Origin of the sequence: Planktothricoides raciborskii GIHE-MW2 (assembly GCF_040564635.1) — a bacterium.
Lineage (GTDB): Bacteria > Cyanobacteriota > Cyanobacteriia > Cyanobacteriales > Laspinemataceae > Planktothricoides > Planktothricoides raciborskii.
Window position 1 is genome coordinate 2939565 of the sequence record NZ_CP159837.1, and the last position, 16357, is coordinate 2955921.

Consider the following 16357-nt stretch of genomic DNA (forward strand, 5'->3'; position numbering starts at 1 on the left):
AACCAGAATTTTTGCCCCAATGCTTCGCCCTGATTTATGGAATTAACCAGCCCCCCAAATGAGGGATTTGTAGGGGCGAAGCATTGGGCAGATATTTTATGGGGAAAAACCCACATTTTTGCCCCAATGCTTCGCCCTGATTTATCCATTGGGCAGATATTTTATGGGGAAAAACCAGAATTTTTGCCCCAATGCTTCGCCCTGATTCATAGCGGTTATTGTCCGAATGAAGTACAGAGATTTTCTGGATTCCCGCCTTCGCGGGAATGACAAATTTTTTTGTAATTCATAACTATGACAATCGCTATAGCAGTCCTAAATGATTTATAAAATCTGTCTTCTCCCCTCTCCCTCTCTGGGAGAGGGGGTGGGGGTGAGGGTCTTCCACAACTGATTTAGGATCGCTATAAAGAATAGGCAACAACCCAATTTGGGGGTTAGGGCGAAGCATTCGGGGCGGAAACTTGGGTTTTAATTCAGAGATGGTTTGCCCGAATGCTTCGCCCCTACGGGACGGGGATATCTCTGAAAATTTGGGGTTAGGGCGAAGCATTCGGGGCGGAAATTTTGGTTTTAATTCAGAGGTGATCTGCCCGAATGCTTCGCCCCTACGAGACGGGGATTAATCATCCTCATTTAATGGCTGATTTTCTTTATTTTCCTGGTTTTCCTTATCTTGGGCTAAACGATAGAGAAACTCGCAAGTATCGCGAATCAAATTAATTTGCCGACCGGCTAAACGACCGCGATCGCCTGCGAAAGATTTCTCAAACACTTCCTCCACAAAATAGCGGGCAAACTCTAAAATTTTCTGCCGTTCTATATCCCGTTCTTTGCTATTAAACATCCAGCGACCTTCCGCAGTAGAAGAATGAACCCGATCCATTAGCTTAGAAACTGCTGCTGCCACCGCATCAACTAACGCCTCACCCTGAAAACTAGGGTCAGCATTTAAAATAGTATTTGCGGCAATATCAATCGGTTTTAATACGGCATTCGCTTTGGGGCTAAATTGCTTATTTGCCCGGTAAAACTCGCGATAAAGTTCGGTTAATTTTTTCGGATGATTGAGTGGAGACTCTGGTGACTTAATTTCTAGGGACATTAAATCCTCCTGATATTCTACATAAGGGTCAAAACAGGGATAAAACGCATAAGCATAAAGCTTAATTTTCTCAATTCGCGCCGTCTCTACCCCCTGACGGCGAACCCAGCGATTCAGATAATTAAAAACATAAAGAGGGCTGGTTTGAAAATTCGTGGCTAACTCGACTAATTTACCCCAATTTGCATCATATCCCCCTTTACCTTGTTTAGCATTCACATCTAAATGAATGGCATAAGCAGCAGTTAGCACATTTAACGGGGCAGGATATTTTTTCTGGTTTTCTTCCCACCCTTCTTCCCACCCTTCTAAGATATAATCCAACCGGAAGCGATCGCGCTGAGTCAAGGCTTGAATAGCTTGGGGTGGACTATCTAAAAACACCGTTTCTTCAAACTCTGCCCCATCATTAAACGGGGGAATAGGGGACTCAGAAACTACGGTTTTGACATCCAAAATCATGGGAAAAGCAAATGCTAACCAACTTGGCATTACCCAAGACTCCGTATCTTTAGCATCCTTTCCTGGAGGCAAGGCAATAAAATAAAAAGTCAGCGGTTGGTCTTCGGGATAAGATAGCTTAAAAGTGCGGTCTTTTTCTTTGTCCAATTGTTCATCAATTAAGAAACTATCCACCGTCTGATATTGAATGCGATCGAATTTTGCCTGCCACTCCTTAGTAATAAAGTGATTCCGCAATGGGGCAGTAAACCGAGTTTGCGAAATATTGGTATAAGCAGCTTGGAGAAACTTATTCGTTTCTGGAGTAAAGTAATAAGTAGGATAAAAATAAAGATAGCGATAATTTCCATCTTCAAACCTTTTCCCTACTGCCTGAGTTTGGTTCATTAAAATTTGCCGCAGCATCATTTCTACTCCAGCAATACTGGAAATATTCCGCTTGGCATTAGAACCCCCCAACATTTGCTTATTGGTGTAAACTTGCGGAGTAAACAAAACCGCTGACTCCATTTGTTCTGTCACCGTATAAGCAGAATGGGAAATCGAACAAATTAACTGCCGTCCCCGTCCCGGTTTCTTTGCCAATTGATAACGGTCTAATTCATCAAGAAATACCTCCGCATTCTGAGTTATTGGGCTGGTTTTTCCTGGTAAAATAACCACCCGTTTTACCCAGTCCCGTAAATCATCCCAACCATCGGGTAATTTATACTGATTGAGAATAGGTTGAATCAAATTAGCCACATATTGAATTAATGTCTCGCAAGTATCGCGAACATCCTCAAGTCCGGGATTTTGTTGGACATATTTGGCAGCTAAATAATACCACTCATAAGGAACTCCTCCGGTATTTCCTTTTAGTTTATGTTCTTTCAGGCTTTCATTAATTCGCTGAATTTCCCGAATAGGGTTTAAATAGGCTGACAATTGCCAAAATTTGGCAACTTCTGCCACAATATCCGGTAACTCAGGCAGTTGTTGCTGAGTCTTTTTATTCTGTTTACACAGTTTCTCGATTTCCGTGACGCGATCGCCCCATATTTTTCGAGTAACTAAATCCCCAAACTCGGCAATTTGGTCAATGCGAATATCATCATCAAAGCGGAAATCATACTCTGGGGATAATATCTGATTTTGCTGAAACTTGACTAAATTATCACTGCGACTTTTTGCCACCGAAGCTTTAGTCCCATGCAAAATCCTTAAAGTGGCAGCGAGTCCCACTTGCATCAAGCCAAATTCATCAAAAAATTGACTATAATATTCGGCATATTTCATCCCCTTGCCGTCTCGACCAAACCCGGTTTGTCTGCGTTGCAACTGACCCCCACAAAGTTGTTTAATTTTCTTGACAACTCGTTCGGGAATATCCGTTTCGGGAATAGCTGGCGCCTGCCGCATTGCCAGATAAATTACCCCCGTGGGCAAGTACAAAAGCGGTTTATAGTAACAACATTCGGCGGTATTTATCGCTTCGTATGTTTCAATTAAAGCATTATTTACCACATTTGTTAAAACTCCGCGATTTTCCGCAATCCCATGATAGGTAAATTTTAAATTGCCATCACTGAGATTATGGAGAATATCATTTAATGTCCGATGTTCTGCATCTTGGGGATGTTTAATCACCGAAGCCATTAAATCAGCAATTCTAGTTAAATCCGCCAAACTTCTTAGGGTTTTATCCCGGAGTTTTGGCTGTAACCCGTGTACAGAAAGATTCAGATTTGTATCATTTTTTGCTTGGGCATTATAGGCAACAAATAACAGATCGTCCAGATATTCTGACCAAGATTCTGGATTGGTGGAATCGATCAATTGATTAATCCCTAATTCGCGCACAATGACCGAAATAATTTCTCGGTGTTCTTCTAGGGATAACTTGCGAATATCCTGGGTAAAATCCCGCCGAATTGCCCGATATTTTTCCGGCATTTCCGGGAATAAGTCATAGTTAAATTTTTCAAAGTCATGGAGAATAAACCCAGCTACTAATAACCGACGTTCTCTGTCTTTGACTACCCGACAAACAGTAGTGTCAAATTGTTGTAAACGTCGTTCAATTAAATTAGCGGGAAATAGTCCATTAAGTAGGTGAGTATTCAGAGATTGATCGCCCGCATTATCCCGTCTTATTTTATCTTTTCCTGCGGCTTCTCGCTGCTGGTCTATTTTGTCGAAAAACTTACCACCTTTGGCAGTAACTCCAATGGCAACCCGCAATAAGTTTGGCAGCACATATTCGGCAAAGTCTGCCATGACTAAATCATTAGGATTTTGGGCGGTAATTGCCTCTCGTAATAGTTTCAGGGTGAGAAGTTCTGAGGGTGTTTCTATGGTGCGATCGCTGCTTTCTTCCGTAATTCCTGACTCATCATAATCGATATCATCCAGGTCAACCTCATCATAATCCTCGATTTCTGCTTCTATTTCTGCTTCTATATAATTAGAAGCTGGATTTTCGGTTGCTTGATTTAAGTCAAACAACGAAAGTTGTTCGGTTTCCGTTTCTGATTGTTTGCGTTTTTTAGCCATTGTCTGTTTCCCATGAATGTAAATTTTTCCAGATAAATGTAGGGTGCGTTGGGCGGGCAAAATTTATAGATTATTTACAAAATTCATGTATCCGCCGTAACGCACCGTAGTTAGCGGTAAGTAAATGTAGGGTGTGTTAGGCGGTGATAATTTATCGATAATATGCAAAATTTATCTATCCGCCGTAACACACCTTAGTTAGCGGTAAATAAAATAGTTTTTCCTCAATAGACAAGTTTAAACGAATGAGTGAGAATTTTTTGGCGAATCTATATTTCGGAAATGGTGCGTTACGGCGGATAATAAAATATTTGATTAGTTTCAAAAATTATCACCGCCTAACGCACCCTACCATCCTGTTAAGGATTCAGAAACCGGGTTTCTTCTGAATTACAGCAAAAATATCGGCTTTAAACCACAGAAACCCGGTTTCTTTTATCGGTTTCTTTTTTCAACCCATATTTTTGGTTACATCGTATCAGGGTCAATCCCTAATTCTCGGAGTTTTTCCGCAAGGCGATCGGCCCGTTGACGTTCGATTTCTGCGATTTGCCGTTCGGTTTCAGCCCGTTGACGTTCGGTTTCTGCCAGTTCTTCCGCGAGTTGCCGTTCGGTGTCTAATTCAATATAAGTTGAGAATTTTCGACCATCAGGACGATAAAGCTCTAACCCTTCATCACCCATTGCAAATCGCACTCCTAAGCGGGGAGAAACCCAACCATTGATAGTTTCAATTGCCTCGAATTTTTCCCCTTGCCTCAGCCAACCGCAAAAGTCTATTTTATCCGGGTCATAGATATAGTATTCATCGACGCCATAGCGGAGGTAAAATTCCTGCTTTTTGGCCATTTCCGTCAAAGTATTGCCCGGAGATAATACCTCAAAAACCACTTGAGGGGCAATATTATCTTCTTGCCATTGCAAATAGGAACCGCGTTTTCCTTTGGGTCGCCCAAAAGCCACCATAGTATCTGGGGCTACGCGAATTTTATTGTTGCCCTCTACGGGATACCAAAGTAAATCCCCGGCGACAAATACGTTAGGGTCATCTTTAAATAGGGCATCAATTCCCCCTTGAATTGTGACAATCCAGCGAAATTGTTCGGTGTTGTCTGCCATTGGTTGACCGTCGCTTTCAGGATAGATAATTTTTGTCTTGGCAGTGGGCTTAATTTCCGTAACCATTGCTGCCTCCATTTGGTGAATTATGACAATATTTTACCATATTTAGAAACCGGGTTTTTTCTGACTTTGGACAAAAAATTTCTGTATTTGAATAACAGAAACCAGGTTTCTTTTCTTTACAGCGTTTTTCAGATGACTAAACCAAGATCGGGCGAAGCATTCCGGCAGTAGGGGCGAATGGCCATTCGCCCGTACAATATTCTAAGTAATAATTTATCTGCCGGAATGCTTCGCCCCTACAGGTGTTTGTGGTTTATTTAATCAAAAATTGCTATAACCATAATTCAGAAACCGGGTTTCTTCTGAATTACAGCAAAGAATCTCGGTTTTAAGCCACAGAAACCCGGTTTCTTTTCTCAACTCAAAAAACCGATATATTTTTTCTAACAAATCCATGAATTACCCCCTTGACCCTTGAACCAGTCCGCTAAGATATCCACCAACAACGCGGACTGACCAAAGGCGATCGCATACGGGGGGGTGGAGTCGTGGATACTATAGCGATCGCATATCGGATAAATCTGAAAATGCATGGGCAACCGCAAACGAGCCCGAACTTCTGCCAAAGGACGACCCAACACATAACTGACCAAAGGTTGCTTTTTCAGCTTTTGATTAATCTCGCGGATCCAGGGATTATCCGGTTGCCACACCTCAACCCCGGTTAAAACCTGCACTTTCCAAGCATCTGCCACTGGTTGCAAGTCCCCAGAATAGGTAAATTTCCAATTTAAGCGTTCCTCCCGATAACTTTGCAATTTCACAAAGGCCAAACAATGTTTAGGTTCAAACCGACCTTTGGCAATGGGTTGTCCGGTGCGATCGACCGTTGCTTGCAACTCCCGCAAAAATGCCGTTTTGGTCATCGGTTCAACCGTTAAATTACTCAAAATTCCCGGTAAATCGTAAGTTTTAAAGCGATCGCCCTCCTCTGGTTCCGTTAAATCATAAATCCCACATTGCAAAGGACTGGAACCGCGAAAACTACTAGCATCCTCAACAATAGGATTACCCTTTTTTCCCGATAGCTGTTTCCACTCGTCTGCCCATTCGCGCATCCGACCCGCTACACTCTTTAATTTAGTCTGAAAAATGCGCTGGGCATCGGCGGCAAATGCCTGTTGACTGCCCTGATATTGCTGTTTAATAATCGGATTACTTAACTGGTAAGAAATTTTTAGAGATTGCACTGCCCCCCAGCGACGATAATAACCGCGAAAATCATTAATTTGGCGATATTTTTCCCGAATTTGCTCATGGAAAAAAGCCCGGTCATAAATTCCCCCGCTTTCTAGGGCTGGTGACTCTCCTAAAAATAGTCTTTCAATCAAATATTTTGGGCATAAAGCATAAGCGGTAAACCTTTCAAATCCATCATGGCGACCCAACCGACCCAACCGCTGAATAAAGTTTCCGGCATCAGCGGATTCAAAAATAAGTAAATTAATCTTAAAATCTACCCCCACATCAATGGTACTCGTCCCCAAAACTAAGTCACAAGAAAGCAATCGCTCTTTTTGTTTCTTCCCAGATAACCCCGTATTTTCTTCCACAGTTAACCCCGCAGAGGCGAATAATTCCTTAAAAAATGGGATTAACCGCTTCACTGATGCAATAGAATTAAGAATAATTGCCCCTTGACTGCCCGGATATTGGCGAAAATAATCTAGAATCAGATTACCGGATGCTTTTAACCAAGTTTCTGCCGCGCTAGAGGTAGCGGTTTTTAACTCAATAAAATTTAAATTAATCCCCCGTGTCACAGGTCGCCACTGTTCTGCTTTTAACGCTTTTTCTTGTTCCTCATTATCGGGAAACAGATATTTGCCCTCTGCCAGAGGATTAATCAGACAGCAGCGAAAATTAGCCGCCTGTAACCGGGCGATTAACTCATCATTTGGAGTTGCGGAAAGAAAGAGAAACTTTTTCTGCCGCTTGGTATGCCGAATCAGCAACATAGTATTTAAAACACTGGCAACTTGTGGGGCAGCAAAAATATGAAACTCATCAAATATAAATAGGTCAAAATCTAAATCAATCCGTCCCCACAACTTATCGGGATTATCATTCCCAGTTAAATAAGCCCCGCGATGCAAATAATGGAAAATATCCGGGTTAGATAGCAAAATATCTGATTGCCCCGTCCGAGTGGCGATCGCGTCTGACTTTCGCAAACCCTCATTGTCCGCATAAATTTCCAACTCTGGGCCACTGAGTTGGTTGACGCGAGGGCAAACCTCTGGTTTAAACTTCTCGATATATCCTTGTAATTGTCGATACTGGTCTCTTGCCAATTCATTGGTCGGATATAGCCCCAAAGCACCCAAAGCATCACTTTGTCCGTAAATAGTATCCAGATAAGCGGCCAAACTTTTGCCATCCCCAGCCATGGCTACATTGACCACAACATCAATATTTGGGTCGCGCAATGCCTTGATGGTTTCTACCTGATGCCAGGAAAGCCGCCAATTTTCAGGCAGTTGCACCCCAGATAGAAAATCCTGGGTTTCCGTTGCCGGACCAGAGTAAACGGGCTTAAGATAAATATAGTATTCGCACATATCCTTAAATTTTTTCTTAATGTCCGTAACTTGTTGCTTTTCACAGCATAACCCGGCAAAATAGAAAATGCCAAGAGATAACCGGATAAAGTGTCCGTATAGTTTTTAGGGCGATGTAGAGGTGATTCGCGAATCACCCCATATATGGGTTTGATGCCAAAATGCCTAAATCCTCTTATCCCACCATCAAAGGAACTCAGCCATGACTCGCAAAGGTCAATCGATCACCTTGTCAATTTCTGCCAGAGATAAAGCCAAATTAGAAGAATTAGCCGTAGAACTAGGGAAAACCTGGGGCGATCGCCCGAATATTTCTAAACTGGTAGCAGCGATCGCCCGTCGCGAACTCCTAGTAAAACGCAATAATGACTGGGAAACCAGCCGCATTGATGCCTTAGAACAAGCCATGAACGCCCTAACGGACAATGGCAAAATATTAGAAGCCCAAGAAATTGCCCGTTTACTATTAGAACGTAGCGAACTTTCTATCCCCTTGCGGCGAAAAATCGAAAATTTTCAAAACTCTCCACCCCCTGCTTGGCGAGTTACTTTAGATCGCTATATTACTCGCCAACAACCCTTTCAACTTTCCTACCAAGATGCCACGGGACGACCCTGGACTTTTACGGTCAGACACGCCCGCATTACCCTCCATGAAAAACGCCAACATCTTGATTGCTGGTGTGAAGAAACAGAGGGCAATTTAGACTTACCAGAATTACATCATAACTGGTCTTTACGCTTAGACCGAATTCCCGAAGCGGGCATTACGCCTATTGCGGGGAAATGGCAGCCGAATTTGGATGAAATTGAGGTAGAAATGCACTTATTTGGCTGGTTTGCTTTTAGCTATGAAGGCACCCAAAGCGATATCGAAACGGAATTAATTAATCCCAAGCCACCAGTTAAACGAGTAATTAGAAGAATCTATAATACTTACTGGTTTATCCGAGAAATTCTTAGTTTAGGCAGCAATTGTTTACTGATTGCTCCAGAAAATTTAATCGCTAAAATAAAAAAAGAAAGCATGAATTTGTATCAATTATATAATCTTCACAATCATCGTGAACATGATTTTGAAGATTAACCCTTCAACCGCGATATTTGACCAAAAACCCACAACCCATAAATGTAAAAAAAGTCAGGGTATTTCCAAGATTTAACTCATCAAGACTGAACAGAATTTGTCATTGGTTATTTGTAGGCAAATTAGACAAGAATGCTTTCCCAAGCTAAAAAGCCCCCCTTGAAAAAGGGGGGTTGGGGGGGATCGATCCGTCCTGTATGCCCTCTTGTCTATTATTTATGGGCAAGTTGTTCCCTTGACCAAATAACTTTCCAACAAATAACAAATAACCAACAAATTAAGTTTCAACATATCGGGCGCCATTTCATTGACAGAAGTCCTGATTCTTTTCCACCCTCAACCCCAGTGTTAGGATGGGTTTAACTGAATTTTTATCGTCAAATGAAGTACCTGAATTGTGTTTAAGACCATAGTTCTGAGATGAATGTGAGATGAATGTGAGATTAATTAGTAGAGATTGATAAGCTGCCAAACTCAAGCAGACTGAGGCACCACCGTTTTCTGAGACAGAGGTTCTCAGTCCGGGAAAAAGCGTAATTGCGGAAAAGAAACCCTAAATCCTGTTCCATACCAATTAAGATGATTAACCCATTAATTGTCAGAGGATAAAAATAAAACTTGTAGGGGTATATTGCATACGCTCCTACAAGCCACAACAATTGTCGTTATTAGTGATTGGTAATCTATGGGTCAACCGCCGTTGACCCATAGACAGGAATAACCAGTAACATATAACGAGTCACAATTCCCCTGGGACGAAAATTACGACCTTCGGCTGATATAGGAGAAAACATTATGACGGCTGCTTTGAGAAAAATTGATTCGCCTCAACCACGCAGATATCGGCAACGAGTATCGGCACAAAATTCCCGCAGTAAGGTGACATATCTGCCATTAGTTTCACCGGCAGAATTCTTGAACCCATCAGAGAGGTTTCAGGGTCGTCGCGTACCCACAAAGCCCTCATTAGCTAATAGTGAGACTCCAGGTGAGACTCTAGGGTCAATCACAGGGGAGAATTTGAAGGGAAAGATTGCTATGGGGAATCCCTGGGCGAAACCGATCTGGCTGCGATCGCTTCTAAGGATGAAGACCGGGACGGCGATCGCTATGTTGATCCTCGTAAGTGCAGTGGTCGGACTATACAGCAAAGTCGTTTACACCAAACAACATTGGGGTCAAGAGTACCGCAAACTAGAACGGCTGCAAAAGGAAGAACGGCAAGTGACAATTTTCAATGAAGCGTTGAAAAATGACATTGCCCAAACCGCGAAAAAAGGCGGAACTGGCTTAGTCCCTCCCAATGGCAGCCAAATGATTGTGCTAGAACCTAGCCCAGTACGTCCCTGGCAAGAAACTGCTTTGGCACAACCAGAGAATTTTCAAAGCGGACAACCTTTGGGCTATTAGGAAATAAATCTCTGGCTAACTTAAAACAGCCGGGGATTTATAACTATAAATGGACAGTGAATAGTGAATAGTGAATAGTGGATGCTAGATAGTAGGCAACAAATATTAAATAGTAAATAATAAATAGTGAATAGTGAATAGTGAATAGTGGACAATTTTCTACTCATTTATTATAGACTTTCTGATAAAGGCACTTATTTTTCTCTGTCCCGAACCGCTTCAGGCGGGAATCCACAGAGCTAATACACCTCACAAAAGTTAAAATATATCAATTATTCATTATAATGTTTCATTGATATTTATATATTTTAGTTAGATATTTTTTAAAATATTATTTGGTTAAATTTATGGACAAAAATAAAGATTCAAAAAACAGAAAAAAAGTTCAAAAAGAAAATATTACATATTTTAATAATCGAGTCAATAGACAACAAAAATATTCGGATTATACCACAGGCTCAAAAATAGCAAAAAATAGCAAAAATTCTAGGTATAAAAATATAATAATCTCATTAATCTCGTCAATGAGATTAGTATTAAATTTATTCAAAAAAACGTTCAAATACTCCGCAAATTATCACCGCCACCCAATTAATCGCCATTCACAAAGGAATCGGGGCAATGCCGCCCGCCCGCGATCGCCACATCGCCGACAGTATCGGCAAAACTTGGCTAATTCCCGCGTCCGCCTATTTATAGTCTGGGGCATTTTGCTGGCGGGGATGTTCGGTTTAATTCTCAAATTATATTTACTGCAAATCGTGCAAGCAGCGGATTTGCGGACGACAGCCCAGGAGCAACAATCTGTCAAAATTGAACCATTTGTCCCACGGCGAAAAATCTTGGATCGAAATGGCAACGTGATTGCCCTAGATCAACCGGCTTATCGTTTATTTGCTCACCCGGGATTATTTCAAGAATCTAAAACTGAAATTGCCGAAAAATTAGCCCCAATTTTGGAGCGATCGCCTGCCGAATTGTCCAATGAATTTAACCAAAAAGAAACCGGCATTTTAGTTAAAGATGACCTCACAGAAGTGGAGGCAAAGAAAATCAAACAGCTATTTTTAGATGGACTAGAACTTAGTCAATATCAGCGGCGGTTTTATCCCCAAGAAAAACTATTTGCCGATGTCTTGGGCTATGTGGATTTAGAAGGGAAAGGCCAAGCCGGGGTAGAATATAGTCAAGAAAAACTATTAGATCGCTCCTTGTCCCGACAGACCCTCACCCGTTCTGGGGAAGCGTGGATTGCGGATCTCGTCCCCGACAATTTCCTGAAACTGGATGATTTAACGATCGAACTAACCTTAGATAGTCGCCTGCAACGAGCGGTTCGGGAAGCTTTGGACAAAAAAATTAAAGAAACCAAAGCCAAACGGGGGACAGTAATTGTCATGGATGCGGTTGATGGATCTTTGCTCTCTCTCGTGTGCGAACCAACTTACGATCCGAATCATTATTATAAATTTGCTCCAGAATTGTATAAAAACTGGGCAATCACCGATTTATATGAACCGGGATCGACTTTTAAACCAATTGCCGTCGCGATCGCCCTAGAAGCGGGTGTAATTAAACCCGACAGTGTGTTCTACGACGAAGGACGAATCTATGTCGATGGCTGGCCGATTTCCAATGCTGACTATAATTACTCAGGGGGGAGAGGCACGATCGATATTAAAGAAATCTTGAAATATTCCAGTAATGTCGGCATGGTTCATATTGTGTCGCAGATGCGCCCCCGTGCCTTCTACCAGTGGTTAAAACGCTTAGGACTAGGAGAAACCGTCACCGTTGACCTGCCCTTTGAAACCCCCAGCGACATCAGACCGGACTGGGAATTTATCGCCTCCCCGGTTCACCCAGCTACCACCGCCTTTGGTCAAGGGTTTGCCCTAGCGCCCATCCATCTAGCCCGATTACACGCCGCCTTAGCCAACGGGGGCTACTTAATCACCCCCCATGTCGTCCAAGGACTTTACGACAGTCAAGGCAACGCCAAATGGACATTAGACTTGCCCGAACCGCAGCAAATTTTTTCCGCTGATACGGCGGCCAGCGTAGTGAAAATGATGGAAAGTGTCATTCACGACGAAGATGGCACCGGCAAACAAGCGGAAATTGCCAATTATCGCATTGCGGGCAAAACTGGCACCTCACAAAAAGTCACTGCGGATAGTGGGGGTTATTCAAATTACGCTAGAATCACCAGTTTTGTGGGCATTTTGCCAGCGGAAAATCCTCGCTATGTCGTCCTCGCGGTGATCGATGAACCAGAAGGTGGCTTTGGCGGAACCGTAGCCGCCCCAGTGGTGCGATCGGTCATGGAAGCCCTGATCGGCATTGAAGGAATTCCTCCTGCAACAAAATAAACCCGATCGACTGATAGATGGCCTTCTTAGGGGCGAACGGCCGTTCGCCCCTACAATTTCTCTCCAAATTGCCCCTCTAGCAGCCGCTTGCCCATGCCTACAAGAAACAACCGACATGACACCTAAAAACAAGGGCGGTCATGTCGGTTTGACGTTTCCATCGGATGATGGTTTATGTTCTGAATAATTCAGTGTGATTTTTTCACTCTGAGTCTCACCGACTCCGCATGAGAAGGTAAACCTTCGGCAGTCGCAAGCAGGTCAATGGCGCTGGCTACTTTTTGCAAAGCCTGTGGGCTATACTGAATTAAACTGGAACTTTTCATAAAAGTTTCCACCCCCAAGGGGGAAGCATAACGAGCCGCCCCGGAAGTTGGTAAGGTGTGATTTGGTCCAGCTAAATAGTCTCCCACCGCTTCCGGGGTGGAATTCCCCAGAAAAATTGCCCCCGCATGGCGAATGTGGGGCAGTAAATCCCACGGTTGAGCCACTTCGAGTTCCAAGTGTTCTGGAGCAAATTGATTTGAGAGTTCAGCGGCAATTTCCAGGGACTCTACGACGATCGCCAAACCATAATGAGCGATCGCCTTTTCCGTTAGAGTCCGGCGCGGATGTTCTGCCAACTGGCGATCGACTTCCATTGCCACCTGTTTGGCCAAAATTTCATCGGTCGTAATCAAAATCGCCGCTGCCATCGGATCGTGTTCCGCTTGGGCCAATAAATCGGCGGCCAAATGAGCGGGGTTAGCAAGGCTGTCTGCAATAATCAGCACTTCCGAAGGCCCAGCCAAGGAATCGATCCCCACCGTGCCATAGACTAGCTTTTTCGCCAACGTTACATAGATATTCCCCGGTCCTGTAATCACATCCACTTTAGGAATGGTTTCCGTCCCATAAGCCATCGCCGCGATCGCTTGCGCCCCGCCAACCCGATAGATTTCCGTAACCCCGGCTTCTTGGGCAGCCACCAACACCGCAGGAGCGATCCCTTGTGCTAGGCCTGGTGGAGTACAAATAATAATTCTTGGCACCCCAGCCACTTTGGCTGGAATAGCATTCATCAGCACTGTACTCGGATACGCCGCACGACCCCCAGGGATATAAAGACCCGCCCGGTCTACCGGGGTGTAACGTTTACCCAGAACCACTTCATCTTCGGCAAATTGTACCCAGGACTTTGGGGTACGCTCGCGATGAAATGCTTCGATTTTTTGCCGAGCCAAGCGAATGGCGTCTAGTAAGTCCTTATTAACCTGCTGATAAGCAGCATCCAGGTCAGATCCGCTTACTCGCAGGGAGTCAACATTTAAAGAAAGACCATCAAACTGAGCAGTATAATTTAGGAGTGCCTGGTCACCTTCGTGCCTCACGGTCTGAAGGACATCTCTGACCATTGATTCTTTTTGAACCACTTGGTCATCGTGGGTGCGTTCGCAGATCCGTGCGATTTCTGCGACTGCGTAGGTTCGCTGAGTAATGATTCGCAGCATGGGGTTTGGAAGTTATCAAAAGTATGCGCCCATACGAGAACTCGTCTGGCATGACTCAGAGGGGCCGATCCCATGATGCTTATTTAGATTAAATAAGATAGGACTTGCGTTTTTATCCCTCTGACTAGCAAGTAAAAATGAGTGGCTCGCCTCGGGGGGAGCGAAGCATAAGCGGACAAGGTTACTCGTTATCTGCGAGAAATAAAAGCGCTTATGCTATCGCCCCTACCTGTATCTAGCTTAACGTGGAATCTTGTTTACTGACTTGCCTTTTCTATAATCTTGACCCAGGGGAGGCCAATTTCTCTGGATCCTCAGAGAAACTTGCTGCTAGGGGCGACGAATAGAGGCGACGAGTTGATTCTTCCGAGGCTCATCCTCAAGTATCAAAGAGGCTGACCCAGGGTTCACTCAAGGTTAAAATCACCCCTGAAGTAACGGAGCGATCGCGATCGCCGATGTATTCCCGTGACTTCGCCGCCATCGATCAAGAAATTAGGACTCCAAATTTGTAAATCAGCCGACTTCAATGCTACAATGTGGAGTCTAGTATTTTGTATGTCTTTGAAGCGTAAAGAGTTTTATTAGAATCTGCTGTGGCCAATATTAAGTCTGCTGAAAAACGTATCCAAATCAACGAGCGCAACCGTTTGCGCAACAAATCCTATAAGTCGGCGGTCAAGACCCTGATCAAGAAATGCCTCGCGCAAATCAGCAAGTACGAAAAGAATCGTAGCCCTGAAGTGCGACAAGAAGTCAGTGAGTCGATCAGTGCCGCTTATAGCAAGATTGATAAAGCCGTGAAAACCGGGGTGATTCACCGTAATAATGGCGCTAGAAAAAAATCTCAGCTAGCAAGAGCACTCAAAAAGGTCGAAACTTTGGCGGCTGCATAAGCGTGTGTGAATTCCTCCACTGCGAACAGGGGACAGAGAAAGTCTCTGTACCCTGTCCTCTATATCGTGTATTGTAAACAAAGATAACCTTATTCTTAAAGCGACGCCAAGCAGATGCAATTGATCGATACCCACGTTCACATCAACTTTGATGTGTTCCAATCGGACATTCAGGCAGTGTGCGATCGCTGGCGTTCTGCTGGAGTGGCTCGTCTGATTCATTCATGTGTGACCCCAGATGAATTTGCCAGCATTCAAGCCTTGGCGGATCGCTTTCCCGAATTGTATTTTGCCGTAGGATTACACCCCCTAGACGCTCACGAATGGCAGTCTGACACCCAGGATCGGATTCGCTATTTAGCGGCTTCGGATCCCAAAGTAGTGGCGATCGGTGAAATGGGTCTGGATTTTTACAAAGCTCAGAACCAAGATCATCAAAAATTCGTCTTCACCAGCCAATTACAAATTGCCCAAGAACTAAATAAGCCAGTGATTATTCACTGTCGAGATGCCGCCCTAGTGATGGCAGAGCTATTGCGAGACTTTTGGGAAAGTTCCGGGTCTGTGCGAGGGGTGATGCACTGTTGGGGCGGCACCCCAGAAGAAACCCAATGGTTTTTGGACTTGGGATTGTATGTAAGCATTAGTGGCATTGTCACTTTTAAAAATGCCCATCAGGTGCAAGCCTCGGCAAAGATGATCGCCTGCGATCGCCTCCTGATCGAAACCGATTGTCCTTTTCTGGCTCCAGTTCCCAAACGGGGAAAACGGAATGAACCTGCTTACGTTCGATATGTCGCTGAAGAAGTGGCGAGACTCAGGAATGTTACTTTAGAAACTTTAGCTGAACAAACTACCAAAAATGCAGAAGAATTGTTTGGACTCCGATCGTCGGCGAGTCAAGTTCCCGATAACTGATTTTATGATAACAGCTAATTAAGACACTAATTAAACAATCGCCAACCATCAACCACCAACCATAACAGTTAGTCTTCCCCTAAGCCAGAACCTTTAAAAGTGTCTAGTTATTTGCTGGCTAAATAACCCAAAAAAGGTACTAATGAAAGAGATGCTAATGAAAGAGGAAATAGCAAAGAGGAAATAGCAAAGAGTATGGTTATGTTTATTCTCTCTCCTCTCTCCTAAGAAACTCTATCCTAAGAAACTCTCTCTCCTCTCTCCTAAGAAACTCTCTATTTGAGTTAAACGGATTTGCCAATCTGTCAATATCCGCTCATTGATTGGTAAATCTCT

General features: G+C 43.7%; 10 protein-coding genes. 6 read left to right on the plus strand and 4 right to left on the minus strand.

Annotated elements, in window-relative coordinates; genetic code table 11:
* Window positions 1-36 precede the first annotated feature (36 nt).
* Window positions 37-270, plus strand: coding sequence for a hypothetical protein (locus ABWT76_RS12485; protein WP_190879619.1), 234 nt, complete (start codon window positions 37-39; stop codon window positions 268-270).
* 352 nt (window positions 271-622) lie between these two features.
* Here the strand turns inward: ABWT76_RS12485 and cas10d are convergent, their stop codons facing one another.
* From cas10d to cas3, 3 genes are all read right to left on the minus strand, one after another.
* Complete coding sequence (cas10d, locus tag ABWT76_RS12490; RefSeq protein WP_354636200.1) at window positions 623-4102, minus strand: type I-D CRISPR-associated protein Cas10d/Csc3; 3480 nt, start codon at window positions 4100-4102, stop codon at window positions 623-625.
* Between the two features lie 468 nt (window positions 4103-4570).
* Window positions 4571-5287, minus strand: a complete 717-nt coding sequence (locus tag ABWT76_RS12495; protein ID WP_354636408.1) for a Uma2 family endonuclease — start codon at window positions 5285-5287, stop codon at window positions 4571-4573.
* A 383-nt stretch (window positions 5288-5670) separates the two neighbouring features.
* Window positions 5671-7848 carry a type I-D CRISPR-associated helicase Cas3' gene (gene cas3, locus ABWT76_RS12500; protein ID WP_354636201.1) on the minus strand — a complete coding sequence of 726 codons (2178 nt, stop codon included), beginning with the start codon at window positions 7846-7848 and terminating at the stop codon, window positions 5671-5673.
* 202 nt (window positions 7849-8050) lie between these two features.
* Between cas3 and ABWT76_RS12505 the strand changes: the two genes are divergently transcribed.
* The 3 genes from ABWT76_RS12505 (at window position 8051) to ABWT76_RS12515 (ending at window position 12717) form a co-directional block, all read left to right on the plus strand.
* Window positions 8051-8935, plus strand: coding sequence for a WYL domain-containing protein (locus tag ABWT76_RS12505; RefSeq protein WP_054467005.1), 885 nt, complete (start codon window positions 8051-8053; stop codon window positions 8933-8935).
* A gap of 795 nt (window positions 8936-9730) precedes the next feature.
* Window positions 9731-10345: a hypothetical protein gene (locus ABWT76_RS12510; protein WP_156331820.1), complete on the plus strand. Its 615-nt coding sequence runs from the start codon at window positions 9731-9733 to the stop codon at window positions 10343-10345.
* A gap of 524 nt (window positions 10346-10869) precedes the next feature.
* Window positions 10870-12717 (plus strand): penicillin-binding protein 2, encoded by a 1848-nt coding sequence (locus ABWT76_RS12515; RefSeq protein WP_082348895.1) that lies wholly within the window; start codon window positions 10870-10872, stop codon window positions 12715-12717.
* A gap of 188 nt (window positions 12718-12905) precedes the next feature.
* Here the strand turns inward: ABWT76_RS12515 and hisD are convergent, their stop codons facing one another.
* Window positions 12906-14207: a histidinol dehydrogenase gene (hisD, locus tag ABWT76_RS12520; RefSeq protein WP_054467007.1), complete on the minus strand. Its 1302-nt coding sequence runs from the start codon at window positions 14205-14207 to the stop codon at window positions 12906-12908.
* A 596-nt stretch (window positions 14208-14803) separates the two neighbouring features.
* Here hisD and rpsT point away from each other — a divergent pair.
* Window positions 14804-15103 carry a 30S ribosomal protein S20 gene (gene rpsT, locus ABWT76_RS12525; RefSeq protein ID WP_054467008.1) on the plus strand — a complete coding sequence of 100 codons (300 nt, stop codon included), beginning with the start codon at window positions 14804-14806 and terminating at the stop codon, window positions 15101-15103.
* Between the two features lie 114 nt (window positions 15104-15217).
* Entirely contained in the window at window positions 15218-16021 is an 804-nt protein-coding gene (locus ABWT76_RS12530) for a TatD family hydrolase (RefSeq protein ID WP_054467009.1), read from the plus strand.
* The last annotated feature ends 336 nt before the right edge of the window (window positions 16022-16357 follow it).

Bases quoted from the DNA above. Each gene is read 5' to 3' on its own strand.
- ABWT76_RS12485 (WP_190879619.1), top strand. From the start codon at position 37: ATGGAATTAACCAGCCCCCCAAATGAGGGATTTGTAGGGGCGAAGCAT.
- cas10d (WP_354636200.1), bottom strand. From the start codon at position 4,102: ATGGCTAAAAAACGCAAACAATCAGAAACGGAAACCGAACAACTTTCG.
- ABWT76_RS12495 (WP_354636408.1), bottom strand. From the start codon at position 5,287: ATGGTTACGGAAATTAAGCCCACTGCCAAGACAAAAATTATCTATCCT.
- cas3 (WP_354636201.1), bottom strand. From the start codon at position 7,848: ATGTGCGAATACTATATTTATCTTAAGCCCGTTTACTCTGGTCCGGCA.
- ABWT76_RS12505 (WP_054467005.1), top strand. From the start codon at position 8,051: ATGACTCGCAAAGGTCAATCGATCACCTTGTCAATTTCTGCCAGAGAT.
- ABWT76_RS12510 (WP_156331820.1), top strand. From the start codon at position 9,731: ATGACGGCTGCTTTGAGAAAAATTGATTCGCCTCAACCACGCAGATAT.
- ABWT76_RS12515 (WP_082348895.1), top strand. From the start codon at position 10,870: ATGAGATTAGTATTAAATTTATTCAAAAAAACGTTCAAATACTCCGCA.
- hisD (WP_054467007.1), bottom strand. From the start codon at position 14,207: ATGCTGCGAATCATTACTCAGCGAACCTACGCAGTCGCAGAAATCGCA.
- ABWT76_RS12530 (WP_054467009.1), top strand. From the start codon at position 15,218: ATGCAATTGATCGATACCCACGTTCACATCAACTTTGATGTGTTCCAA.